The organism is Vibrio sp. RM-41-2B, assembly GCF_024744415.1.
Lineage (GTDB): Bacteria > Pseudomonadota > Gammaproteobacteria > Enterobacterales > Vibrionaceae > Vibrio > Vibrio diabolicus.
In genome coordinates, this window is record NZ_JAMQWD010000004.1 from 282,608 (window position 1) to 308,753 (window position 26,146).

Consider the following 26,146-nt stretch of genomic DNA (forward strand, 5'->3'; position numbering starts at 1 on the left):
CATCACAGTGTGTCATTTGATACCATGACACAAAAAACCAGTGAGCTGATCGTGAACTTACTCAACCCTAAAGCCCTACGCCATTTTCTACTGCTGCTGTGTGCCATTGGCATTTCAGGGCTTGCGCTTACTCATCATTACGCAACTCAATACCAACATGATCAGTGGCAACAAAAGCTAGAGAGTCAAGCGGCGCAAGTGTCGCAAGAAGTCGACTACGAGCTGGCAAAGTTTGAACAGATACCAAACCTATTAAGTCACGATCCGAGATTACTCAAAGCAGTAGAACGCGGATCGCCCTCTCACGAGCTCAACCTATTGTTAGCAGATTGGTTGAAACAAAGTTTGGCCGATACGATTTACGTTCATGACCGCACAGGGTTAGTCATTGCCTCAAGTAACTTTCAGCAAGAGGATACGTTTGTTGGTTCCAGCTTTAGCTATCGTCCCTATTTTAAAAATGCGCGACGCGGTGAACCTGCTCAATATGTCGGGTTAGGCGTTCGTTCAAATAAACGTGGGTACTTCTTCTCATCTCCGCTTTGGGTAAATGATGAGGTCGTTGGCGTGATCACGGTAAAAGTGAATTTGGAGCAGTTAGAACAGCGTCTTTCGCAAACCACGACGGACGTACTCATCACGGATAAACACAATGTCGTGTTTATGAGCAATTTGCCTAACTGGCGCTATCGTGCACTTTTCCCGCTGTCACCGAGTGCGATAAACGAGCTTACCGAAACGCGTCAGTATGGCGATACCTTACCAGAGTATTTTGGTGAGCTTACCGCGCAAAGTGGCGTCACCGAGTTTGCTGATAATCAATTGCTCCTCTCACCCAATTACCTCGCATACGCGACACATTTATTGGATAAAGGATTTCGCGTCGTTGCCTTGATAAACCACAACACCGTCCTTGCCGCCGTTTTACAGGCTGATGTCGTCTTTCTGATTCTATATGCGCTCATTGCGCTGATTGCGTTGGCGTGGTTCCAAACACTCGTGAACAAGGCACGCCTAGCCGACCTTAATGTGAGCCTAGAAGAAAAAGTGGTGCAACGAACCTTAGTGTTGAGTGAGGCCAACCAAAAGCTACAACAGACCATCCGCCAATATGAGCAAAGCCAACAAGAGCTTAAACAAACACAACAAGAACTGACTCAAGCCGCGAAATTGGCATTGTTGGGAGAACTTTCTGCCAGTATTAATCATGAGATAAATCAGCCACTTTCCGCACTAAGAACCTATACCGAAAACTCGCAGCGTTTGTTGGCAATGGAAAAATACCCAATGGTCGCCGACAATTTGGGCAAAATGCTGACACTCAATGACACCATTTCGGAAGTGATCGCTCGCTTAAAAGTCTTTACTCGGAAAGCCACGCACGATTCACACAATGAAATCGCGGTACTGCACGACGCAGTGCATACTGCCACCAGCATTTTGAGCAACAAACTCATTAAACAAGGGGTGACATTAAAAGTCCCAGCCATCGATTATAATGTAAAGCTAGCAATTCACAGCGTTGAGTTAGAGCAAGTTCTGATCAATCTCTTCCATAATGCTGCACAAGCGATGGAAAACTACTGCATTGATCCGCAAATATCTATTGCCGTTCAGTGTCATGATGACAGCTGTGACATTCTTGTTTCCGACAACGGGCCCAGCATGTCGGACGAAGCCCTAGCAAAAGTCTTTGACCCATTTTTTACGACTAAGCCAGAGGGCTTAGGATTAGGTTTGACCATCTCCAAACGCATTTTAGAAAGCTATCACGGTTCACTCAGTGCTTATAAACATCAGAACACGGAACAACAAGCAGGAGGCATGACCTTTATCGTAACGCTGCCAATCGCTATCCAAAACCAACGCAACCCAGAAGTGGAAAACAACCATGAATAATCCCGTTTTCTTTGTTGATGATGAACCACATATTCGTGATGCCGTCGCTCAAGCACTGCTTATTGAAGGGATAGACGTCACCTGCTTACCAAACGCCGTGGAAGCCTTACGCGTTATCGACCCAAATACGCCAGCGATCATCATCACCGATATCCATATGCCCGTGATGGATGGATTAGAGTTCATGCGAACGTTGCGAAGTAAAAACGATCACTTTCAATTTATCGTACTTACCGGACATGGAGATGTGAAAACCGCGGTAGATGCGATGAAAAGCGGCGCGTACGACTTTCTCGAAAAGCCTTTTTCAACGGAACAACTGATGAAGTCGCTCAATAATGCTGGCGATAAGTTGAATCTATTGCAGGAAAACATCTGGCTTAAAAAAGAGCTCGACATGCAAACTCACGTTGGTCCGAAAATGATTGGTCACAGTAAAGCCATGGTGAGCATTCGTCGCGCTTTGATCAGCGCACCAACGAACCAGCCGATCATTTTTGTTGGTCAAGATGGCACAGGTCGCCGGCTCGCCGCACAATTTGCCCACGACATACATGCAACGCCAGACAGCGAGTTAATCGCCGCTTCTGGTGAGGATCTCTATGAGCTTTCATTAGAAGCCCTCGATAAAGCCATACATCGCTTGATTGAAGGAAAAAGCCATTGCAGCTTGTACTTACATAGTGCTGAACATGTGTCATATGAACAATGGCAATGCTTGTTTAAGCACCCGAAACTTGAGCGTGTTTTTGGTGCGACAACCCAAGTTGATCCGTCTATCAAAGCCCTAGCTACTCTAATTCACTTGCCGACACTAGATGAAAGAAAAGAAGATATAGGGCCTTTATACAAGCACTTTGTACGCCACGCTGCGAGTCGTTACCAACTTCAACCGCCACACATTAGCTTAGAAGAAGTCAAACATCTGACCGATTTAGAATGGCCGGAGAATATTAAGCAGCTGCGCCAATTTGCAGAACTTCGCGCACTCAAGCCAGATACCTTCCGAATGGAAGATTGGAACAGTGAAAAAAGTATCGAAATTCAGAGTATGACTCAGCGCACAGAATACTTTGAATATTGCTTATTATTCGATGCACTACAAAGACACCGAGGCAGACTCAAAGAGGTTCAACTAGAATTACAGGTATCACGCAAAACCTTGTACGACAAACTAAAAAAACATCAGTTGGATAAAACCAAGTTCAAGGCGCAATAGCCATACTCTGACGATATATTCACTTTTCTTTTGCTAGAGAAGCATTGAAAACGCTCATTCGGAGAGAGAATGGTCTTCGTCTCATATTTTTATTCGCCGAGCATACTGACATGATCGGTTAATAATAATAAGATCAAAAAGATAATCAGCATTTATATAAGCAGGGACTGTGATGAGCCGAGATAACTACAACAAACTCAACAATGAAGAGTTGGATTTTGTTGACGACAAAACTGCAGCATTGCTCCTCAACACCCCCAATAGCGCACGTTTGATGCTCTGGGTGATGGTGTTGTTTTTTATTGCTGCAATAGGCTGGGCATCTTGGGCTGAAATCGACCAGGTCACTGTTGGTCAGGGAAAAGTCATTCCCTCTTCACAGATTCAAGTTGTCCAAAACTTAGAAGGTGGCTTAGTCAAAGAAATTTTAGTCAAAGAAGGTCAGTTGGTTGAAAAAGGTCAGCAGTTACTTCTTATCGATGACACTCGCTTTCGCTCTGATTTTCGTGAGCGTGAACAACAAGTTGCCAACCTAACTGCGTCTGTTCTGCAACTCTCAGCTTCGATCAACAGTGTTGCTGTGAAGCGTGATTTTGAAACGGAAAACTGGCGCCAAAGCGTAGTACTCGATTATGGCAAACTGACCTTTCCACCAATTTTAGAAGAAACTCAGCCGAAACTCACTCAGCGCCAGAAAGCAGAATACCGCGAAGATTTAGACAATTTACGCAACCAACTTTCGGTGATTGACCAACAAGTTCAGCAAAAGCAGCAGGACTTAGTAGAGATTGAAGCGCGAGTAAGGAACTTACGTCAAAGCTATCAATATGCGAAGAAAGAATTAGACATCACCAAACCGTTGGCTGATGAAGGTGTTGTGCCTCGTATTGAATTACTCAAGTTACAACGCCAAGTCAACGACACCCGCCGCGAAATGACTTCCAGTGAGCTCAAAATCCCGGTATTAAAATCAGCGATTCGAGAGTCCATGCTCAACCGTATTGATGTTGCGCTCAAATTCCGTTCAGAACAGCAAGAAAAGCTCAACAGCGCCCAAGACCAGTTATCTGCCTTGGTTGAATCAGCAGTGGGTTTAGAAGATAGAGTCAATCGAACCGTTGTGAACTCGCCAGTCACAGGCAAAATCAAAACGCTGAACATCAACACCGTTGGGGGGGTTATCCAGCCAGGCATGGATATCTTCGAAATTGTACCAACTGAAGATACGTTATTAGTAGAAGCGAAAATTGCGCCAAAAGACATTGCATTTTTGCGCCCGGACCTACACGCCATCGTGAAGTTTACGGCTTACGACTTCACTAAGTACGGCGGCTTAGAGGGTGAATTGGAGCACATCAGCGCAGATACAACCCAAGATGAAGAAGGAAATAGCTTTTACATCGTTCGTGTCCGCACCGATAAAACGAATTTTGGTCAAGATGCAGATTTACCAATCATTCCAGGAATGACGGCATCGGTCGATATCATCACAGGGAAGCGAACCGTTTTGGAATATCTACTTAAACCGATTTTAAGTGCCAAAACGAACGCCTTGAAGGAGTAAATCACACCAAGGTACTCACAACGGCGAGTATTGAGCGATAAGTGATTAAATAAAAAGCACTTGTTTCTCACTGACGAACCCTTTAGAAGAGTATACTTGTGATATGAGTCGAATATGCGATCCAATTTGAAGCGTAAAGTTACATTATTAATCAGTTTAAGTTGTTTTTCGTTCCAAATTGGTGCGTTAAGCAGTAAAGAACAACAATGGGTCAATACGGTCACAGCGGTGTACGGCGAACGTGCGGGATTGCGCGTAAATACATGGCGAAAAAACCTCGACTTATTTAAACAATTAGAGACACATGAACAGCTCGCTGGCGTCAACGACTTTTTTAACCAGCTGTATTTTGTTGACGACATAAAACTGTGGGGAAAGACAGATTATTGGGCTACGCCACTCGAATTTTTAGGGAGTAATGCAGGGGATTGTGAGGATTTCACCATCGCCAAGTACTTCTCGTTACTCGAGCTAGGAATACCAGATTCTAAGATGCGTTTGATCTACGTAAAAGCCATCGAACTGAATCAGTTTCACATGGTATTAGCTTACTACCCAACCCCAAGCTCTGAGCCGCTCATTCTCGACAATATCAACCCTGATATTGTCCGAGCCTCTAAACGTAGCGACTTGCTACCGATATACAGTTTTAATGGTACAAACCTGTGGTTGATGAAGTCTTCTGCTAGCACTGGAGAGCTGGCAGGGAAAGCATCACGGTTGAGCCTTTGGAATGACTTACGCTCGCGCGAACGTAAGTTGCAGTTAAATAAACCTAAAATTAACTATGACGAGTGAGAAACATGACCCTATATAAGAAGCTTGTAGTGGGAATGGTTACGGTCTTTATACTCTTGTTGGCATCAGTATTCGTAATCCAATTCAACACGACTCGAGACAGCTTGGAACAACAGCAACGTTCAGAGGTCAACAACACCATTAACACCGTAGGTTTGGCATTGGCTCCTTACCTTAAAGACAAAGATAAAGTCGCGGTAGAATCCGTGATTAATGCTCTGTTTGACGGCAGCACCTACTCGGTTGTTCGCCTTACCGCTTTAGATTCTGACTACCAAATCGTGCGCACTTACCCGGTTAAACCAAGTACGGTGCCACAATGGTTTATCGACATGAATCTATTCAAAGCCATTCACGATAAGCGCGTAGTGACCAGTGGTTGGATGCAACTTGCTGAAGTGGAAATCATTAGCCACCCAGGAGCAGCTTACGAGCAGCTCTGGCAAGGCTTTATTGGTTTGTTATCTGCATTCAGCGTCATTTTCCTGGCTGGTTTAATTGCGATTTCGTACATCCTCCGTCGCTCACTAAAACCATTAGCGGCCATCGTGAAAAAAATGCATGAAATCGCTAATAACCAATTTGGTGAACCACTTGCTCGTCCAAGAACTAAAGATCTGATCGCGGTGGTAGATGGCATTAACATGATGTCTGCTCAAATTGAGCTGTCATTCAAAGAACAAGCGAAAGAGGCACAACGACTGCGTGCTCAAGCTTACCTCGACCCTATCTCCAAACTGGGTAATCGCTCGTTCTACATCAACCAAATAGACCAATGGTTGGCAGAGCAAACGCAAGGGGGTATCGCGCTACTCCATGCAGAATACATTGGTGACATTTACGAGACAAAAGACTACCAACGCGCCGATGCCCACGTAAAAGAGCTGTCTCAACGTCTGAAAAACACCATTGATGTGCCGGGAGCTACCATTGCACGCCTATCTAGTGATGAGTTTGGCCTGCTTTTCCCACACATGGATGAAAGCGAACTACGCATTTTGGCGGACAGCATCGTGAACTGCGTTAACGGGTTGAACACTGATCCAACAGGTCTAGCCAAACCAAAAGCAGCCTTAGGTGTTGCGCATAGTAAAGACCAAAAAACGCGCTCTGAAATCTTATCTATGGTGGATAATGCGCTCTCGAAAGCCAAAGCTCAACCAGACAAAGCTTACGGCTTTATCGGCAGTGACACACCTTCTAACTTAATGGGTAAACAGCAGTGGAAAGCGCTGGTTGAAGAAGCGATTCATAGCGATTGGGTTAAATTCCGCTTCCAAGCAGCGAAGAACACTTGGGGTAAAGTGTTCCATAACGAAGTGTTCTCAAGCATCGAAAAAGAGGGCGAAACGTTCCGTGCCAACCAATATTTATTCGCACTAGAGCAGTTAGACGCCACCAATATTTTCGACCAATACGTTATTGAGTCGATGATTAAGATGCTGGAAAGTGGCGAGCTAACCGATCCTGTCGCGATCAATATTGCACAAAGCAGCTTGTCTCAGCCATCGTTCATTCGCTGGACCACCAGCATGCTGGAAAAACACGCAAAAGTGGCCTCTAAGCTACACTTTGAAATTCCAGAGGAGTGTTTTATTGATCAGCCTCACCACACGGCGCTGTTATGTAATGCCATTCGCCAATCTGGGGCTGAGTTTGGCGTAGATAACTATGGACGTAACTTCCAGTCATTGGAGTACATCCAAGAGTTCCGCCCTAACTATGTGAAGCTCGATTACCTATTCACACACAACTTACACGACGAAAAACAGAAATTCACGCTAACGTCGATTTCTCGTACTGCCCATAACCTAGGCATTACGACTATCGCGTCGCGTATTGAAACTCAAATCCAGTTGGACTTCCTCACCGAGCATTTTGTTGAGGTATTCCAAGGATTCATCGTCGATAAGGAATAAAAAGGTTTACCACAGATGAAAGACCCTTTACTGAATTCGCTCATCTACGTTAGCCGTTACTATGGGTTAGCTAACTCGCCAGAAGCGCTGGTCAATGGCCTTCCGCTTTCAGACGGCAAGCTAACTCCATTTTTGCTACCAAGAGCAGCGGAAAGGGCCGGATTGGTTGCCAAGGAAAACCGCGCAGAGCTGGAGAACATCTCCAGCCTGATTCTGCCGGCAATCTTAGTTCTTAAAGGCGGTGACTCATGCGTTCTCAACAGCATTAACGCGGAGACACGCGAAGCCGAAGTCACCACCTTAGAAAGTGGAATGGTGCCAATCTCCATTCCATTGGAAGACCTACTTGAGCAGTACACTGGTCGCTACTTTTTAGTTAAAAAACAATTCCGTTTCGATGAGCGCTCTCCCGAGGTGCTCAAAACCAACGAAGGTCACTGGTTTTGGTCAACCTTGTGGCAGTCAAAACGTATCTACCGCGACGTTTTGATCGCCTCACTTCTCATCAACCTCTTTGCCGTTGCCGCCCCACTGTTCACTCGTTTGGTGTACGACAAAGTGGTACCGAATCTCGCGTTTGAAACCTTATGGGTATTGGCAAGCGGCATCTTTGTTGTCTTTCTATTCGATTTCATACTCAAATCGTTGAGAAACTACTTTATTGATGTCGCAGGAAAGAAGTCTGACATTCTAATTTCCTCCAAGCTGTTCAGCAAAGTGATGGGCATCCGAATGGAGTCCAAGCCGCCTTCGGTCGGCGCATTCGCTCGCCATCTTCAAGAATTTGAATCTATTCGAGAATTCTTCACGTCTGCAACCGTCAGTGCCCTAATTGACCTGCCTTTTGCCATTCTGTTCTTGGTGATTATATGGCTAATGGCTGGCGATCTTGTATATGTTCCAATGGTCGGAGTGGTCATTTTGATTGTCCATTCGCTACTGATACAAGGACCGCTGCGTCGCTCTATAGAGGAAGGGTCACGCTTAGCATCGCAAAAATACGCCAACTTAATTGAGAGTCTAGCGGGGCTAGAAACCGTAAAAATGCTCAGCGCGCAAAGCCAATTCCAATACCGTTGGGAAGAAGCGGTGGCGCACATGGCGAACTGGAATATCAAAAGCCGCCGCATTACCGACAGCATCCAGAATGCGGCTGGCTTCGTACAGCAAAGTAGTAACGTTGGGATGATCATTCTCGGTGTTTATCTGATTGCAGAAGGCGAACTCACCATGGGTGGCTTAATTGCCGCAACCATGTTGAGTGGTCGCGCCATAGGGCCTTTGGTTCAGTTGTCTTTGCTCTCAACGCGCTACAACCAGGCGAAGTCTTCTATGACGATTATCAATCAAGTCATGGAAATGCCAGACGAGCAAGAAGAAGGGAAACGCTACATCCATCGCCCAATCATCCAAGGTAAGATTGAAATTGATCGCGTAACGTTTCATTACCCAGACTCGCCAGTCGCGTCTATACGTAACATTTCTCTCACGATAAATCCTGGAGAAAAAGTCGCGATAATCGGTCGGATTGGTTCGGGTAAGACAACGTTAGAGCGCTTGATTATGGGCTTGTATAAGCCAACAGAGGGACACGTACGTATCGATGATACTGATATCGCACAGCTTCACCACGTTGATGTTCGACGTAACATCGGCTGTGTGCCTCAAGATTCGAATCTATTCTTCGGTTCGATTCGCGACAATATTACCTTGGGTCGTCCACTAACCGATGACCGAGACGTGCTTGATGCAGCAAACCGTGCAGGCGTGACCGCATTTACACAATCGGATCCAGCTGGTTTAGAACGTCAAGTAGGTGAAGGTGGTGCGATGCTTTCTGGTGGTCAACGTCAATCAGTCACGATCGCTCGTGCATTTTTGGGCCGTCCTCCCGTCCTACTCATGGATGAACCGACCAGCGCGATGGATAACCGCTCTGAAATGCATATTAAGCACCAGCTATCTCAGCTCAAACCGAGCGAAACATTGATACTGATTACGCATAAAACGTCGATGCTCGACATCGTTGATCGAGTAATTGTGATGGAGAAAGGCAGCATCATTGCTGATGGTCCTAAAGCGCAAGTGCTGAATGACCTGAAGCAAGGCAAAGTACGTGCGGTTAGCTAACCGAAATTAGCATTTACAAAAGAGAAAGGCCCCGTTTGACTCATGTTTAACGGGGCTTATTTTATTGAGAATCCAAGATAGTTAAGCTCTTCAAGCGCTATCCAAACGAACACTAGCCCCACAATCACGACCAACATCATAATCGCCTTTTCATCTTCTTCCATTTGATAGATATCCTAGCAAGCCATTTCACTCAACACGTCTTAGGTTATCAGGACAAAAATCATATTCAGCACGTTTATACGCTCCTAGCCTCATACAATACCGGATATGAGATACAGCTCAAACATTAAACACTTTAAAACCGCATCAACTTTGGTTGAATATATGCGGTGAGCGCAAACAGAAGCAAAGCTCTGCACACTATTGATAAAACTCTACAACTCTCCGTAGGCTCTAGGGCGAAGTTCCTAGGTAGAGAGACGAAAAATGGAGAGAGAAAATTTGTGATTACTTACATCAGAAAATCAGCTATAACAGCGGTTTTCTTAATATCGTCGAGTTGAAGAAATGAATGATTGGATCCATCTAGATCAAGTGAGCCAGTATTTCACCGCAGGCTCTCTCGGGTACAAAGTCTTAATGGGCATTATTGTCCTGATTGCTTATCGCATTCTGAAGAGAATCGTCAATCGAGCCATTTTAAACTTAGCGACCTCAAAAGGTGTAAAAAAGGCCCGCCTGAGTTTTATTCAGCGTTGTTTTAACGTCGTGCTTTTATTTTTAACCGCGTCTGTTTTTGCCATTATCACCGGGATTGGCTATGGCGATGTGTCATTGTTCCTATCGTCCATTTTTGCCGTATTGGGTGTGGCGTTTATTGCACAGTGGTCAATTCTGAGCAACATCACTGCCAGCTTTTTGATCTTTTTTGTCTTCCCATACCGAGTGGGCGATCGCATTAAAGTCGTAGACAAAGACGAAGACATCAGCGGCGAGATTCAAGAAATCAGTATGTTTCACGTGTTAATTAAGCACGATAACGGTAACTTGATCACTTACCCAAACAACCAGATTTTGCAAAAAGCGGTACTAAAGCTGGCGAAAAACAAGCCAGAGCCAAGTAAAGCAAAATCTCGGATTTATACTCGCAGAAAGAAATAACCCACTAAAAAGCCGATGTATCTACATCGGCTTTTTTAATGCACTTCTTTTTAAGTTTTAGTGTTGACCTCAACCAAGCTTGAGGTTTTAGCATGCTCAACATTGCACATAAAACAGAAAAAGAAGGGATCTTTCATGTCCAAAATTGCGATTATTTATTTCTCTAAAACCGACGTTACTGGTCAGCTTGCTCAAGCGATTGCCGCAGGCGTTGAGCAACAAGGCATTAAACCACAAGGCGAATGTGAAATCCTCTCTCACCGAATTGAAGGCAGTGAGATTATTGAGGGACGTTTTGTGAACCCTCACTTAATGGATGAGCTTGCTGAGTGTGATGCGATTATCTTTGGCTCACCGACCTATATGGGCGGTGTAGCAGCGCAGTTTAAAGCATTTGCAGATGCAAGCAGTGAATCTTGGTATTACCAAAAATGGGCGAGCAAAATCGCGGCTGGCTTTACCAGTGGTGGGGCAATGAATGGCGACCAATCTTGCTCACTGCAATACCTTCAAACCTTCGCTTACCAGCACGGTATGATGTGGGTCGGATTGGATAAGATCAGCAATTCTGGCGAGCAAAACCTGAATCGCTACGGTGTTCAAGGTGGTATTGTTGCACAAGGTGGTGAAGGTGGTCAGTTGCATGCTTCTGATGTTGCAACGGCGGAGTATCTTGGCAAACGAGTCGCAATGCTAGTGGACAAGCTCTCCGCTCGCTAACAATAAAAAGAGGCCCCGTAAGACACATCTTCGGGGCTTCGTATTTATCGCTTGTTTTGAGCGCTACTTCTTGATGTAGAGATCTTTCGAGTAGATGCGCCCTTCTACGTTGTTTTTGGCAAAACCGCCAACCGTAGGGCGAACCAAACGTGCTTGCATGTAGTAATAGATTGGCGCGATGGGCATATCTGTCGCCAGCAAATGTTCAGCTTGGTCGTAAGATCCTTGGCGCGCTTTCTCATCGGTTGCAGCCAATGCACTGTTCATCGCGTTGTCGTACGCTGCATTGCTGTAACGTGCAAAGTTACCCGAAGAACCTGAGCGAAGTAAGCTCAGGAAAGTAGACGCTTCATTGTAATCACCGCACCAGGAAGCACGCATCACATCGAAATTGCCTTGTTTACGCGCCACTAAGTATGACTTCCACTCTTGGTTTTCTAACTCCACGTTTGCACCGAGATTTTTTTGTAGCATCGACGCTATCGCAACGGCGATCGATTTATTTGCCTCACTGGTATTGTACAGCAATTTGAAATCCAAAGATTTGCCATCACCGTATCCCGCTTCTTTCAGCAGTTCACGCGCTTTCTCATCACGTTGTTGTTGACTCCAGTTACTGTATTCTGGCGGCGTTGCATCAAACCCTGCGGTGTACTGATGCGCAAAAGTATAAGCAGGAAGGTTGCCCACTTGCGTGACACCATTCGTAATCACATCACGCATGATGGAGTACGACACCGCTTGACGCACTCGCGCATCATCAAATGGCGGACGAGTGGTATTGAACGCGTAGTAATACGTGCACAGTAATGGCACCACCGTGTAAGCCTGCTTGTAATCTTGTTGAAGCTTCTGTGCCATATGAGTCGGCACATCTGACGTAATATCCAGCTCTCCTGCCGCATAGCGATTGATCGAAGCGTTTTGGTTTTCAAACGGAATGTAAGTCACTCTGTTTAGATACGTATCTGCGCTGTCCCAGTAACTTGGACTCTTAACCAGTTCAATGCGCTCATTCACGACCCACTTATCCAATGTGAATGCACCGTTGCTAACAAATTGGTCTGGATCGCTCCACGGCTTGTCGCGGTTTTCCACTGTCGCTTGATGCACTGGCATCATGGACGTGTGCCCAGTCATGGCAACAAAGTACGGAACTTGACTGTCCAACTCAAAACGTAGGGTGTATTTATCCACCGCCTTGATACCGAGCTCGTCCAAAGGCTTTTTGCCCTCTGCCACATCGGCGATGTTTTTGATCTTGGTGAGTTTGAGATACCAAACATTTGGAGAAGCGGTTTTCGGGTCCACCGCTCGGCGCAGTGAATAGACAAAATCATCCGCCGTCACAGGCTCGCCATTCGACCATTTTGCGTCTTTGCTTAAGTGAAAAACAAAGGTTAGGTTGTCCTTGGTTTCCCACGATTCCGCCACACCGGGAATGATGTTTCCGTCACGATCTTGAATCACAAGCCCTTCAAATAAGTCACGAATCACATGCATTTCTGGCAGACCTTCGGCTTTCGCAGGGTCAAGCGTCGCCGCCTCTGCGTCATTCGCACGTACTAAATGCTGTTCTGCGGCAAGTTGAATGCCTTTAGGTAAGGTCTCCGCAGCAACTGATGTAGCAAGAAAAGGGGTGAATAAAGAGGAAATCAGCAACGCCGTTGAATGTTTTTTAAAATCCATATCGTTTTTCGTTCTCCTAACGCGTCTTGTGAAGCAAGTGCCACAATTAACATTTCAACCGTTGACGAGTTTAAACGGTTCAGTTTAGCTAGGTGTAATTAGCTTAGATATTGATACTACTTCATCAATCAGGAGATTACGGTGAGTCTAATTCCAAGAACGGAAAGAGCGGCATTTTTAATTCGACCAACATCATACGGTCAATCCGTGCTTGGTGCGCCATTACTGTATTTTCCGGCTCAAGTCGAAAGTGCTTCACGAGGTTTGATTTTGGCAGGCACTCACGGGGATGAGACAGCCTCGATTGCAGGTTTGTCCTGCGCGCTAAGAAGCTTGCCTGCTGAAAACTTACGACATGATGTGATTCTGTCACTGAATCCGGACGGCAACCAACTAGGCACACGCGCAAATGCAAACCAAGTGGATCTTAATCGCGCGTTTCCAACCCAAAATTGGACTGAGCATGGCACAGTGTATCGATGGAGCTCTCACACACCCGTTCGAGACGTAAAGGTGAAAACAGGCTCTAAAAACCAGCTAGAGCCTGAAGTTAGCGCATTAATTAACTTGATTGAACTGCGCAAGCCAAAGTTTGTGGTGTCGTTTCATGAACCGCTTGCGTTTGTGGATGATCCCAAACATTCCGACCTTGCCAAATGGCTCGGCGAGCAGTTCCAACTGCCAATCGTAGACGATGTCGACTACGAAACGCCCGGCTCATTCGGCACTTGGTGTAGTGAACGTGATTTACCTTGCATCACGTTGGAATTGCCCGCGATTTCTGCCGATCTCACCATTGAAAAACATCTCTCTGCTTTTATTGCTTTGCTGAAGCACGATCCGGATCTCTAGTCCGCTGTTAAACAAGCGATCATGTGAGGATCTGCTTGATGTCAGTACTGATATCGCTGATCAACTGACGGGCACTGTCGTCTCTTTGCTGAACCAAGATGATAAACAGCAAATCGGTGATCACGTTTTGCGCGGTGCGCGAAGCAATGGATGAGCTGCGATGTTCCGTTTCATTGGCAATCGTATCAAACGTAATATCGGCAATACCGCGCAAGCGACTTCTCCCAGGCGCAGATAACGCAATCACCTTCGCGCCCTGCTCTTTTGCCGCTTCTGCCGCGACGAGAATTTCTTTGCGCTCACCCGAAAACGAAATTGCGATCTGAACATCTTCTGGAGAGAGCGTGCGGGCAACAGCAATCTGTACGTGGCTGTCTTGTTCAGAAAGCGCCGTAATACCAAGTTTAAGCAGTTTAAAGCTTAAATCCTTCGCAGTCAGTGCAGAGCCCCCAATCCCGACCACTTGCACTCGACGCGCTTCACTCAACCATTTCACCGCTTGGTGACACGCTTCATAAGACAGCGCATTGGTGGTTTGAAACATAGCATCTGTTTTTGCTTTCACCAGCTTTTGTGAAATAACCGCGATGGGGTCGTCAGCCAAAATATCACTGTGCAGCGGTGTCGACTGCATCGCATGCTTACGGCCAATCTCTTCATTCAGAGCTAACTTAAACTCGCTGTAGCCTTTAAAGCCGATACGCTGAGTAAATTTCACAATGCTCGATTGACTCACTTTTACTTGCGCCGCAAGTTCTTGGCTAGTGAGCAGCGCGGCCTTTTCTGCGTTTTCAACAATCCAATCGCCGACCAAACGACCACTTTGCGAAAGCTGAGTACGCCTCGCGACTATCCTATTGATAACTGACACAACAAAAACCTCAAAAAAATTTAAATAAATTATTCCAAAACAAAAATAATTGGAGTTTGATTTAACTCCATGATTATTCTAACCAAGCCAGTTTATTCCGGATGTAATGGACGTATATTTTCTCTCATTATTCCAAATTTCTCCTGCATAAAGAATAACCTCAAGTGTGATTTTTATCACCAAACCTGAATATTTTATTCCATAAAATCGCCCTCAGATTGAACATTACGAAGAGTGCAAAACATGAAAATTGATTTAAGCAGATTGGTGACAGAAAGCCGTAACCCAGCCAGTGCCGAGATCGATACGCTTTCGACCATCGAGATGCTGCAAGTCATTAATGAAGAGGATCAAAAAGTCCCGCTCGCGGTAAAAGCGGTGCTACCACAAATTGCAGAGACAGTTGACGCAATTACCCAAGCTTTTGCAAATGGTGGCCGTTTAATTTACATGGGAGCTGGTACGTCAGGTCGCTTAGGCATTCTTGATGCAAGCGAGTGTCCTCCTACCTACGGCACGCATCCAGATATGGTGATTGGCTTAATTGCTGGTGGACATCAAGCGATTTTAAAAGCGGTAGAAAACGCAGAAGACAACGCGAAAATGGGTCAAGACGACTTAAAAGCACTTCACCTCACCAAGCATGACGTGGTTGTAGGCATTGCAGCGAGTGGCCGTACACCTTATGTACTAGGTGGTTTGGACTACGCTAAATCCATCGGAGCCACGACCGTATCTATCGCCTGTAATCCAGAATGTGCCATGGCAGAAGCGGCCGACATCGCGATTCTGCCGATAGTTGGCGCAGAGGTTGTCACTGGATCTTCTCGCATGAAAGCCGGCACCGCACAAAAACTGGTGCTAAACATGCTCACGACAGGCGCAATGATTCGTAGCGGTAAGGTATTTGGCAACTTAATGGTGGATGTAGAAGCCACTAACGCCAAGCTCATACAACGCCAAACCAACATTGTTGTGGAAGCAACCGACGCATCAAAAGAAGAAGCAGAGCGAGCATTAAATGCCTGCGGTCGCCACTGCAAAACCGCCATCTTAATGATTTTGGCCGATTTGGATGCCGAACAAGCCAAATCACGCCTCGCCGCGCACAACGGCTTTATTCGCGCAGCACTAAATAATAACTAAATAATCCGAGTTCTGAAGGATAGACCCTATGGCAAAAATAACTTCAAACACAGTATCGCAGTTGCTGTCCGCAGTGGGTGGCAGTAGCAACGTAAGCAAATGTGGTAACTGTATGACGCGTTTGCGTTTATCGCTCGCCAACAATGGCTTGGCTGATCAATCAGTTATCAAGCAAATTCCCGGCGTAATGGGTGTGGTGGAAAGCGATGAGCAGTTTCAGATCATTCTCGGTCCCGGAAAAGCTCAACAAGCGGCTGAGATGATGAATCAATTGATCGACAGCTTAACCTCTGGTGACAGTGAAGAAGCAGATATGCCGCAACAAGATCTTTCTGCCGTCGCAGCCGAGCAGAAAAAACAGATGAAGAGTAAGCAAACCAGTGCGGTTCAGCGTTTTTTAAGCAAGTTTGCCACTATCTTTACGCCGTTGATCCCAGGCTTTATTGCCGCTGGTTTGTTGCTAGGTTTTGCGACGTTATTGGAACAGATGTTTGTTCTCGACCAGACACCAAGCCAGTTTATGTTGGATTTGATCGCCTACATGAAAGTCTTTGGTAAGGGTCTGTTTGCTTTCCTAAGTATTCTGATTGGTTACAACGCGCAGCAAGCATTTGGCGGCTCTGGTGTTAATGGTGCCATTCTCGCCTCTTTGTTTGTGCTGGGTTACAACCCAGAGGCGACATCCGGCATTTACTCTGGCATGAACGAGTTTTTCGGCTTTGCGATTGATCCGCGCGGCAACATTATCGGCGTACTTTTAGCAGCGATCATCGGTGCACAAGTCGAGCGTAAGGTTCGTCAATACATGCCAGATGATCTGGACATGATCTTAACGTCCGTTATCACTCTATTGATCATGGGTGCGGTAACCTTCTTGATCATCATGCCAATCGGCGGCGAGCTGTTTAAAGGGATGTCTTGGTTGTTCCTCAACTTGAACGATAACCCATTAGGCGCTGCAATCTTGGCAGGTTTGTTCTTAATTTCTGTGGTATTTGGCATCCACCAGGGTTTTGTTCCAGTGTACTTCGCATTGATGGAAGCACAGGGTTTTAACTCGCTATTCCCTATCCTGGCGATGGCTGGTGGCGGTCAGGTTGGCGCGTCAATGGCGCTGTATTTCAAAGCCAAAAAAGACGCTCTACTACGCACTCAAGTTAAAGGCGCTATTATTCCGGGTCTTCTAGGCATTGGCGAACCATTGATTTACGGCGTGACATTACCACGCGTAAAACCATTCGTTACCGCTTGTATTGGTGGCGCTGCGGGCGGCTTCTTTATCGGTTTAGTTTCTTACCTTGGCTTACCAGTTGGTCTTAATACGGTGTTTGGCCCGTCCGGTATCGTGGCGATACCTCTCATGACATCAGAAAATGGCATCTTCCCGGGCATGATGGTGTTTGTTGCTGGCCTGCTTATCTCTTACATCGTCGGCTTCCTCGCGACTTACTTCTTTGGCTGCAAAGACGTCGATTTAAGCTAAATCATTCTTCCCCTATAGGAATGGACTAGCTCGCGCCCTTGGCAAACAAGGGCGCACCCTCTCTCTACTTCACGACAATTTTTCTTATTCCGTTACTCGGAAGAGGCTTTGTCGTACCTAAAACAATAGAAATGAAAGGTCGTTAATCATGAAAAAGCACATTTTGACTCTACTTCTCCCTGCATTGATGGCATCAAACGCAATGGCAGCGCAGCTGTATCAAGCGGAAGACGGGTCAGTTTTAAATATTTACTCTCGTCTTGGTTTCAATGTCACCAATAAAAATGATGAGCACGGCGATGCAAATGGCGAGTTTGATGGCCGTATTGGTTTAAACGGTTCACAAACCATCAACGAGTACGCGTCGATCATCAGCCAAGCGCAATACCAAGTGGGTGCCGCTGAATACGCAAACCAAGTAAACGACAAACCGTCTCTGACCGCACGTTATGTATGGGCGGGTATTGATGCGAAAGATTATGGTCGCATTACTGGTGGTCGCGTGGCATCTGGATTGATTATGTTTACCGACATTGGTGATGTGTTCGCCTCTTCCGATGTTTCTATGGCGCGCCAAGCGAATAAAGTCGACAAAACCGCGACGCAAGTTTTCCGTCAAGATGGCACGCTGCAATACCAAAACAGCCTAGGTAATTTCGACTTTTCTGTCGCGTACATTTTAGGAAACAACACTTCTGAGCTCGACTACGGTTACAACGCTGCACTGCGTTATACGCTAGACATGGGGAACTTAGGTACCTTGGCACCAGTGGTGGCGATGCAGAAAAATAAAGGTGATGCACGTGAAAGCAACGACACCGATTATACATTCTGGGGCGCAGGTACGCGTTACTACCTAGGTGATTTGATGTTGGGTGCGTTGTACTCGGAAGATGAACTAGAGGGCTATTACTCACAAACCAGTACCGACAAAGTGATGGAACTAACGGCGGTTTACAGTGTAAATGACAAATGGGCACTGCGTGCTGGTTATCGTTCTTTAGAAAACAGTGATGGTGACGAGCTAGAGCTGAAAGATACAACGCTAGAAGTGCAATACAAACTGACGCCTCGTTCTTCTATCTACACAAACTACGTTGATCGTAACGGCTCGCGTGGCTACAGCAATGGACAAGAAGTCTCGTTTGGCGGTGCGCACGCAGACGAAAGCTACTACCACTTAGGTCTGCGTTACGAGCTGTAAGCACGATACTTAATGTAAGTTAGCTGAATCCATGAGCTTCTTCTATGTCCGGTCAGTAGTTATTGCCTTTAATGCTGATTTGAAGAAGCTCACCCTCGTAATATGTTTTCTCCGTTACCTGTTTTGACCAACACGCCTGCATCAGGAAAACTGGTCGCAGTAGCTAACAATTTTCCATCAACAAAGTGCAATGCCGCATAATCTTGAATGCCATAACAAGTGATGCTCGGTTGAGAACGAGCAAAGGCTTGGAAAACCTCGAACTTCTCACCAACATGGGAAAAATGCGCCGCAGCCAAACCGTCAATTAATCCAAGACAACGCATAACTTGGTATGCTTCGGGATCACTGTCTGTCACCGCAAACTCAAACCAACAAATTGCACCAGCGCTCATGCCACAAATGATGATGCCTTGTTCATAGCACTGCTTGAGTATTCTATCGATTCCCCATTCGCGCCAAATGGCCAACATCGAACGCGTATTACCGCCACCGACGTAAATGATGTCTTGTTCAAATAGCGTTTCTTTCCAACCAGCATCAAACTTAAACAACGGAAAATGGGTTACGTTTTCACTAAGCTTCGCATTGTAAAAACGTTCAATAACTTCATCAGCGTCTCCCGTGGCTGTCGGTAGAAAACAAATGTTTGGATTCTCCTTACCAGACAAAGACAAAATGTATTGATCGAGCGGACTCGGATTCTCTCCCATCATCCAGCCACCACCAATCGCAATACAGTGTTTTCGCATTCCTTTGCTTCCTCAATTGTTGCTAAGTTTGTTGTCGCTATTCGCCGACAGAATATATGTTCCTAAAGTGATCAATGAACGCTCGCGTTCTTCTTGGTAAGTGCTCACGTTTTGGGTAAAGCAGATAAAGCGGCAAAATCGCATCCGTTTGCCATTCTGGCAGCAAACTCACGAGTTGTTCTTTTTGTGCAGGTTCGAGTTTAGCCAGTGCAAATTCATCTAACATGGCTACACCACAGCCAGCCAAAGTAGCATCCAACATGGACTGGACAAGATTAAAACTCAGCGTACTTTCTAACTCAATGCTGCACTGCTGTTGAGTTTGCTTATGCGTAAACGTCCACTTATCTAACACCAAGTCGCGACTTTTATAAAGGATGTGCTCTAAGTCACCAAGATCCTCTGGCGTACTTACATTTGGTTTATCCGCTAAATACGAGCGATGAGCGATCGGTTTACAGTGTAAAGTGCGTAGCTGATGGCCGACGTATCCCTCTGGGGGAGTATCGGTAAAGTAGAATGCGATATCAAACCCAGCCTCAATCAAGTCGAGAGGTGTCTCTGTGAAGATCACTTCGACGCTCACTTGTGGATGTTGCAATCGAAACTCGATCAATGTTTGGCTGAGTAACGCAGCTCCGAAAGAAGCGGACGCCGCTATTCTCAATTTTCCCGATACGATCTCGTTTGCCATGACTTGCTCATTGATCTGCTCAGCGCCTTCGAGCAGTTGCTTTACCTGCTGATAAAACCGCAAACCATCGTAGGTCAAATTAAACTGGCGCGTAGTTCGCTGAATAAGCTGCACCGACAATATGTCTTCAAGCTGTTTAAGTTGCCGACTTACATGCGCATTCGAACAATTCAGGCGCTTTGCTGCGCCAGCAATACTTCGCTCCTCGCACAAAGCGACGTAAAGTGGTACGTAGCTGAGCCATTTTATTTCCATACAGTAATTCTGAATCTCTAAAATCAAACTACTGGAAATAATAGAAAGCCTCTAAACTCTGTACAACCTAAATTTGAAAGGATGAGTTATGAGTGTTTTCGACACGTGGTTAAAAGGTCAAGTCATTAAAGATCACATCACTAATCCCAATATCATCGTTGGCGATTACAGCTATTACTCGGGCTTCTATCATCAAAAAAGCTTCGAAGAGCAAGCGGTACGCTACTTGTTGGGTGACCCCGTCACACTTCAAGAATGGCAAAGTAGAGAACCCGATAGCATCGACAAATTAATCATTGGCAAGTTTTGTTCCATCGCTTCTGGAGCCACCTTCATGATGGCAGGAAACCAAGGTCATCACATTGACTGGATTTCGACCTTCCCCTTCTCTCCTGAAGAATTTGGAGAAGGCGTACAAGACGGTTTCGAGCGTGCCCGAGACACGGTGGTGGGGAACGATGTTTGGATTGGCAGCGAGGCGATGATCATGCCCGGAGTAAGCATCGGCGATGGAGCCGTCATCGGAGCACGCACCGTAGTGACGAAAGACGTGCAACCTTATTCGGTGGTGGTTGGAAACAACCAAGTCATACGTCAACGATTCAGCGATAAAGAGATTGAAACTCTACTCAATATCCAATGGTGGAACTGGCCAATAGAACACATTAAACAAGCAATGAAAGTAATGTGTAGCAGCCAAGTCGGTGCGCTTGCGGACTACTATCAAGAGCACATTGTCGATTTGTAGATAAACAAAAGCCCACACATCTTGTTGCGACGTGTGGGCTCAGTGAGTAAGAAAGCTTAAACCGCAGCGACGTCCTCTTCTTCCAAGTTCACCGAGACTTTAATTTCGTATTGATTGAAACGGAACGAACAACCGCCATGAGTACGCTTTGTCGTTACTTGCTCGTCGCCAAACTGCACCGTCACGCGAGTGAAGACACGCTCTTTGGCTTCGACAATATTTTCTTCTAACGCGACTTCAAAGTCATGTTCCGTTTGTTCTAGCTTTTGCTTTATCGCTTCAAGCTGCTCGTTGTTTTGTGTTTTCATCACATCAATCTGAGCTTGTTCTTCGTCGGTACGTTCGGCTTTAGGACGTTTCTTAAATTCGAGCTCTTTGCGAATCACATCCATCGTGCCTTCTTGAGCGCGTTTGTATTGATCTTTTAGCTCTGCTAATCGCTCCTTAAATGCAGAATAGCGCGCGAACGCTTCTACCTTAGTGGCGGTGTCGCCTTCTACGCCCAATTGCAAGCACACCACTTTGTCACCGACTTTTGCATCTCCGCCGCTGAGCGTGCCGTTCCTACCGTTCGCATCCAGCACCGTCAGATTGCGCCCACAAACAATATCGTTATTCATGCTGTGCACCGCCAATTCAATATCTTCTCCGGCTTGCAAATCACAATATTGGGCGTAGCTGGCACGAATCGAACCTTTGGCTTTGACGTGACAACTCTTTGGCTGGCCATCACTCACGGTGTGGCCAATGATCCCTTTACCAACTTGAATGTCGTCTTGCGCTTGTACGTCAGCCGATTCAATGAAGCCGCCTACAGTAATAGAGCCCGTCGCTTTAACAATCATTCCGGATTCAATGTTGCCACCGATAATCACATTCCCTTTAAATTTCACGTGACCTGTATTCACGCCAACGCTATTGAGGCAAAGTGCGTTATCAACTTCGATGGTTTTGTCTTTAATCAGAGGCGTACCGGATACCGATGCGATCAATAGGTTTGGGTCGTGCTTGCATATCTCGGTGCCCTTGCCTGGCTTCATTGGGCTGTCTTTTCCAGCTTGTGGAGGAATCACTCGCCCTTGAACAGTAAAACCTGGCGTACCTTTGGTCGCAGGCGTGCGGCGCATCACCTCATCGCCTACGTCAACCGCGATAGTTTCACCGAGGTTACGTAAATCAATTTTGTCGCTAGCAGATTGGCCGTCTTTGGGTTTGAGGATGCGTTTGGTGATGTCTTTAACGAGAGGAGTAAAAAGAGCGTCTTTGCCTTTGATAGGTTGCTTACCAACCGCTACAGGTTGAGAAAAAGTTTCGCCGGGTTTGAGCTGAGTGCTGACAACCAACACTTTCTTCAAAGCCAGTTTGTTGATGCCTTTCGAAACTCGCGCTTGAGCAAGGGCTTGAACAATCTCGGGGCCACGTAAACCTCGGCCTCCGTACGCGCCGACAACGTTCATACTGGCGAGCATGTCATTATTCGATAATTCGACCTCAACTTGCGCGTTGCGTTTTTCCGCAATGACGATGCCTTCGTAAGCTTCGGCTTTACGTTCTTTGGCGCAGTTAATGAATCTCACGACTTCCCCCTCAACAACAAACATCCTTTCAGCGTTCATTGCGACGAGCTGCTCGTTTAATTCATTTTGATTTAGCTCACCACCGAGGTCCACTTCTCCCGGAAGACGGGCTATCACCTTGGTCTTATCTTCAGATAACTCAAGACACAGCTTCCACATACCCTTACCACTTTGCTTCCCATCAACACTTTCAGTCTACCCAAATCCGTTTTCTGAACAAACCTCGCATTTCTTATTATAGGGCTCACGTCACTAAAGAAAGTAATCCATCAATAACGGTTAAACAGATATTAAGAGAGCATTTCGATTTAACCTAAAGCTCAATCAAAATACACACTGAAATAAAAAGGAGCTGGATTTACAGTGTAAAATCAGCTCCTAATAATTTCATTTACAGTGTAAATCTCACCTTATTGTTTACAGTGTAAATCGTTCCAAATGTGCTTTACTTCGTCCCTTAGCTGCTGCTCAACTTGCTTTCTTCCAGGTAGCCCAAATTGCTGAGCACATTCAGTCCAACTACGGTTAAGAAAAAGCTTACTGATCATCAAGTCGGAAGCGGAGTTCAAACCTAAGTTAAGTAACCACTGCTGAAGCCAAGCAGACACGGACTCATAACTGTTACCACCATCAGCATAGCATTCAATTAGTAATAACTTAGCGGGATGAAGTGGACTCATTCCCAAAGGTTGCGGTAATAGAGCTCGAAAAATTGAGGCTTCTAATTTTGGATAGACGTCAGCCACATTGTTAGACAACATTTCTTCAAATAGCGCCTGAGATTCATCGACCCAAGCCGTCTGTTTGGAATCACGAGCTTTGACCATCAAGACTGAATAACAACCGCTAGCAGCATCGCGCATTGATCCTAAGCGAATTGTACGGAAGTTCGATTGTCGCCAAAAATGGACCAATTCTTCAGTCGCACCGAAACTCGTGGATAAGTAAGCAATGTGTTTAGCAGCCATTTGCTCAAGTTTCTGCAGCATTTTTTGACCAATGCCTTTTCCTTGCAATGCTGGATGAACAGCAATTCTCATGACTCGCAGCGTCGATAGATTCGCGACATTCGGAAATCCTAGTTGGTTTGCAATCGTAACTGGGGCTAAGTGTCCTTTAGGACGACGCTTACCAAGCTGAATTTCTTCAACCAATTCAGCGTCAAGCCCCCCCTCTTCGACCGCTAATATTACCCCCACAACCGCATTATCTTGCTTAGCAAAATAGAGCTGACTGTTGTCGTCTTGCAAAAGGTGAATCAAATCATTCGGCGAGGTCTGATAATGAGCATTCACCAAAAGAGCAAAGCACTCGCGCAGCAAACTAGGCTGCGATATCAAATCGTCCTTATCGGCTTTAGAAAGGGAAATTGAGTCGACCTGGTTAAGTTGATGGTGCGTTAACTCCGCATCCAACAAAAACGCGTCATAGAGCCATGATTCGAGCGCATCATTCATGCTCCAGCGGATGGGCTGTGTCATGTGCCATGTTTTCATTCCCGAACGCTGTTTCTGAAGCCAATCAACAAATTTAATCGTAAAGCCCCGGCCACAACCTTCATAACCGTGAATAGTCGTAGAAAAAACGAGTCGATGATAATGTTCGGTAATGCTTTTGAGCATAGGAACTGGAATTGCAGCCGCTTCATCGACAAGTAACAAATCACATTCAGGTCGGCTCGATAGAAGTTCGTCAGGAGCAATAAATTGAATGGCTCCCTGCCCTAATTCTAATCTGTCCTTCTTAATACGCTGTGCGTTAGGGAGTAAACGTAAAGCATGTTGGTAAACAGGCTCAACAGCTTTTATAGATGGTGCCGTAATTAAGATTCTAAGTGGCTTCTGCTGTAATAAGTTCGCACACGCAATGCCGAGGGCACTTGTTTTTCCGCGCCCACGATCAGCGGTCAAAACTAACGGTCGCTTTCGATGTCCAGTTACCACCTTTTCAATTAGAGAAATGGCATGTTCTTGTTCCGTGTAGTGGCTTTCTTTTTCTGCTTGCTTGATGTCTGGAGCCGTTGGCAATGCTTTGTCTTGCTCAATAACAACGAGCTTCTCCCATTGTTTGTGCATCCATTGCTGAGCAAAATTCGTAGGTTGTCGCGACTCAGTAATGACAATAAGAAGACCACCGCCAACCAATGAGCCAAGCGCGGCGGTAAAGCTATTTGCGTCAAAACCATTTCGAGCATCAAACAATAGAACGTCACACTCTCTGCCTAACAACATGTGCCCTTGTTTAGGCGAAACACTGTATGCGTTTTCCAAACCAAAATCGCCGACACAAAACCAACGTTGATACATCTGTGTTTTATGGAACTCTGACACCAATGCATCTTGCCAAGAAGACTCGCCTTGAATGACGATGCCGAATCTTTGGAAAGATTGGTGAGCTTGTTGTTGAAGTGATGAAAGGAAATCAGATTGTGTCTGCATTTTGTCTATCCAACGTTGAACTGACGCAATGGTATCACATCTTTAATTTGACGCTTCGCAGATATAAAAAAACCGCCCGGAGGCGGTTGATTCAATCATCTTTTGTTATTGCAGCTTGTTTTGCACAAAGGCAAGAATCTCTTCCATCAAGCTGTCGTCAACTTTCTTCAAGTTCAACGCCAGACTGCTACCTTTTCGGCTGTAGCTTGCTCGACCTTTTACTAAGTCGACTTTTTCGGTCTTCTTGCCAGGTTTTGCTGGTGCAAGCTCAGCAATCCAGTTTTCGATGCTTTCCGTGACTTCTTTTGTCAGACGAGCAACGCCTTGAGCTGTGCTTCGCTGCCATAAAAAGCCTTCGCTAGAGCGACACTTATCTAACAGCTCTTGCTGCTGCTCTGGCGTCAACGTTGAAAACTGTTTGTGTAGTTTCACGATAGTTGGACGACCAAGATCGCCGACATTGGGATACGCTTGAAGCAGTTCTAACGGTAATGCCGCCGCTTTTAAAGCGCCACTTACTAACGCTTCACTGCACTGGAACATTTTCGCCAATGCTTTCTGATCTTCAGCTTCACCACTATCTAGTTTAGCCTGCATCTCTTTACCTTTTTCGTACAAAGAGAGCGGCTTGTGAGCATTTGCCACATCAGACAAAAACTTTGCATGGTCAGTATTGATGTTGTCAGCAACATAAACCAAAAAATCTTGCTCCGCGAGGATACAAGACATGCGACGACGGCTACCATCTAAAACTTCAATCTTGCCATCTTTAGTTCTACGACCCACCGCTGGATATTGTTGGCCGCGCTCTTTGAGTGTGACTAAAACATCAGATAAAGCATGTTCGTTTAAGAACGATTGCTCACGAGCGTTATCAACAAACACCGTTGTTTCTGTCGCGACTTTCTCTGCAGGAATACGAACAAGTTCAAACTGAACAATGTTTTCACCTGCGACAGCTAGCTCAATCGTTTGAGCTTTTTCTTTTGCCGCGGTTTGCGCCTCTTGTGGAGTCACAACACGACGTTTATTCGTTTTGCCAAATAATTTCGCGTTTAATTCAGACGTTTTCAAAGCCATTTAC

At 45.8% G+C, this 26,146-nt stretch carries 20 protein-coding genes; 13 read left to right on the forward strand and 7 right to left on the reverse strand.

The window, feature by feature from the left end:
- The first annotated feature begins 24 nt into the window (after positions 1-24).
- The 8 genes from NB463_RS02720 (at position 25) to NB463_RS02755 (ending at position 11,353) form a co-directional block, all read left to right on the forward strand.
- Positions 25-1,899: a sensor histidine kinase gene (locus NB463_RS02720; RefSeq protein WP_258430964.1), complete on the forward strand. Its 1,875-nt coding sequence runs from the start codon at positions 25-27 to the stop codon at positions 1,897-1,899.
- Complete coding sequence (locus NB463_RS02725; RefSeq protein WP_053808192.1) at positions 1,892-3,118, forward strand: sigma-54-dependent transcriptional regulator; 1,227 nt, start codon at positions 1,892-1,894, stop codon at positions 3,116-3,118. The genes NB463_RS02720 and NB463_RS02725 overlap by 8 nt, the downstream gene beginning before the upstream one ends.
- A gap of 172 nt (positions 3,119-3,290) precedes the next feature.
- Positions 3,291-4,682, forward strand: a complete 1,392-nt coding sequence (locus NB463_RS02730; protein WP_258430933.1) for an HlyD family type I secretion periplasmic adaptor subunit — start codon at positions 3,291-3,293, stop codon at positions 4,680-4,682.
- A gap of 114 nt (positions 4,683-4,796) precedes the next feature.
- Positions 4,797-5,480, forward strand: a complete 684-nt coding sequence (locus tag NB463_RS02735; protein WP_005392134.1) for a transglutaminase-like cysteine peptidase — start codon at positions 4,797-4,799, stop codon at positions 5,478-5,480.
- A 5-nt stretch (positions 5,481-5,485) separates the two neighbouring features.
- Positions 5,486-7,399, forward strand: coding sequence for a bifunctional diguanylate cyclase/phosphodiesterase (locus NB463_RS02740; protein ID WP_031780239.1), 1,914 nt, complete (start codon positions 5,486-5,488; stop codon positions 7,397-7,399).
- Between the two features lie 15 nt (positions 7,400-7,414).
- Positions 7,415-9,529 (forward strand): type I secretion system permease/ATPase, encoded by a 2,115-nt coding sequence (locus NB463_RS02745; RefSeq protein ID WP_182033889.1) that lies wholly within the window; start codon positions 7,415-7,417, stop codon positions 9,527-9,529.
- Positions 9,530-10,039: 510 nt separating this feature from the next.
- Positions 10,040-10,633: a mechanosensitive ion channel family protein gene (locus NB463_RS02750; protein WP_012842403.1), complete on the forward strand. Its 594-nt coding sequence runs from the start codon at positions 10,040-10,042 to the stop codon at positions 10,631-10,633.
- Positions 10,634-10,768: 135 nt separating this feature from the next.
- Entirely contained in the window at positions 10,769-11,353 is a 585-nt protein-coding gene (locus tag NB463_RS02755; RefSeq protein WP_258430932.1) for a flavodoxin family protein, read from the forward strand.
- Positions 11,354-11,416: 63 nt separating this feature from the next.
- Here the strand turns inward: NB463_RS02755 and NB463_RS02760 are convergent, their stop codons facing one another.
- Positions 11,417-13,042 (reverse strand): peptide ABC transporter substrate-binding protein, encoded by a 1,626-nt coding sequence (locus NB463_RS02760; protein WP_258430931.1) that lies wholly within the window; start codon positions 13,040-13,042, stop codon positions 11,417-11,419.
- A 141-nt stretch (positions 13,043-13,183) separates the two neighbouring features.
- Between NB463_RS02760 and mpaA the strand changes: the two genes are divergently transcribed.
- Positions 13,184-13,894, forward strand: coding sequence for a murein tripeptide amidase MpaA (gene mpaA / locus NB463_RS02765; RefSeq protein ID WP_258430930.1), 711 nt, complete (start codon positions 13,184-13,186; stop codon positions 13,892-13,894).
- 19 nt (positions 13,895-13,913) lie between these two features.
- Here mpaA and NB463_RS02770 read toward each other — a convergent pair whose 3' ends face one another.
- Complete coding sequence (locus tag NB463_RS02770) at positions 13,914-14,765, reverse strand: SIS domain-containing protein (RefSeq protein ID WP_139059698.1); 852 nt, start codon at positions 14,763-14,765, stop codon at positions 13,914-13,916.
- Positions 14,766-15,008: 243 nt separating this feature from the next.
- Between NB463_RS02770 and murQ the strand changes: the two genes are divergently transcribed.
- The 3 genes from murQ to NB463_RS02785 all read left to right on the forward strand — a co-directional run bounded on the left by murQ (position 15,009) and on the right by NB463_RS02785 (position 18,598).
- The gene (murQ, locus tag NB463_RS02775) at positions 15,009-15,911 is read left to right on the forward strand and encodes an N-acetylmuramic acid 6-phosphate etherase (RefSeq protein WP_139059700.1); all 903 of its coding nucleotides are present in this window, start codon (positions 15,009-15,011) and stop codon (positions 15,909-15,911) included.
- Between the two features lie 28 nt (positions 15,912-15,939).
- Positions 15,940-17,394, forward strand: coding sequence for a PTS N-acetylmuramic acid transporter subunit IIBC (gene murP / locus NB463_RS02780; RefSeq protein WP_025500819.1), 1,455 nt, complete (start codon positions 15,940-15,942; stop codon positions 17,392-17,394).
- A gap of 148 nt (positions 17,395-17,542) precedes the next feature.
- The gene (locus NB463_RS02785; protein ID WP_258430929.1) at positions 17,543-18,598 is read left to right on the forward strand and encodes a porin; all 1,056 of its coding nucleotides are present in this window, start codon (positions 17,543-17,545) and stop codon (positions 18,596-18,598) included.
- A gap of 89 nt (positions 18,599-18,687) precedes the next feature.
- Here the strand turns inward: NB463_RS02785 and NB463_RS02790 are convergent, their stop codons facing one another.
- Together NB463_RS02790 and NB463_RS02795 are read right to left on the reverse strand one after the other, a co-directional pair.
- Positions 18,688-19,350, reverse strand: coding sequence for a peptidase E (locus tag NB463_RS02790; RefSeq protein ID WP_258430928.1), 663 nt, complete (start codon positions 19,348-19,350; stop codon positions 18,688-18,690).
- Between the two features lie 37 nt (positions 19,351-19,387).
- Positions 19,388-20,299: a LysR family transcriptional regulator gene (locus NB463_RS02795; RefSeq protein ID WP_053301022.1), complete on the reverse strand. Its 912-nt coding sequence runs from the start codon at positions 20,297-20,299 to the stop codon at positions 19,388-19,390.
- Positions 20,300-20,387: 88 nt separating this feature from the next.
- On the opposite strand from NB463_RS02795, the gene catC reads away from it, so the two are divergent.
- Positions 20,388-21,047, forward strand: coding sequence for a type C chloramphenicol O-acetyltransferase (catC, locus tag NB463_RS02800; protein WP_258430927.1), 660 nt, complete (start codon positions 20,388-20,390; stop codon positions 21,045-21,047).
- Positions 21,048-21,103: 56 nt separating this feature from the next.
- Here the strand turns inward: catC and NB463_RS02805 are convergent, their stop codons facing one another.
- From NB463_RS02805 to NB463_RS02815, 3 genes are all read right to left on the reverse strand, one after another.
- Positions 21,104-22,783, reverse strand: a complete 1,680-nt coding sequence (locus NB463_RS02805) for a DUF342 domain-containing protein (RefSeq protein ID WP_258430926.1) — start codon at positions 22,781-22,783, stop codon at positions 21,104-21,106.
- A 251-nt stretch (positions 22,784-23,034) separates the two neighbouring features.
- Complete coding sequence (locus NB463_RS02810; protein ID WP_237311474.1) at positions 23,035-25,062, reverse strand: tRNA(Met) cytidine acetyltransferase TmcA; 2,028 nt, start codon at positions 25,060-25,062, stop codon at positions 23,035-23,037.
- Positions 25,063-25,167: 105 nt separating this feature from the next.
- On the reverse strand, positions 25,168-26,142 hold the full coding sequence (locus NB463_RS02815; protein ID WP_006740903.1) for a ParB/RepB/Spo0J family partition protein: 975 nt from the start codon (positions 26,140-26,142) through the stop codon (positions 25,168-25,170).
- Between the last annotated feature and the right edge of the window lie 4 nt (positions 26,143-26,146).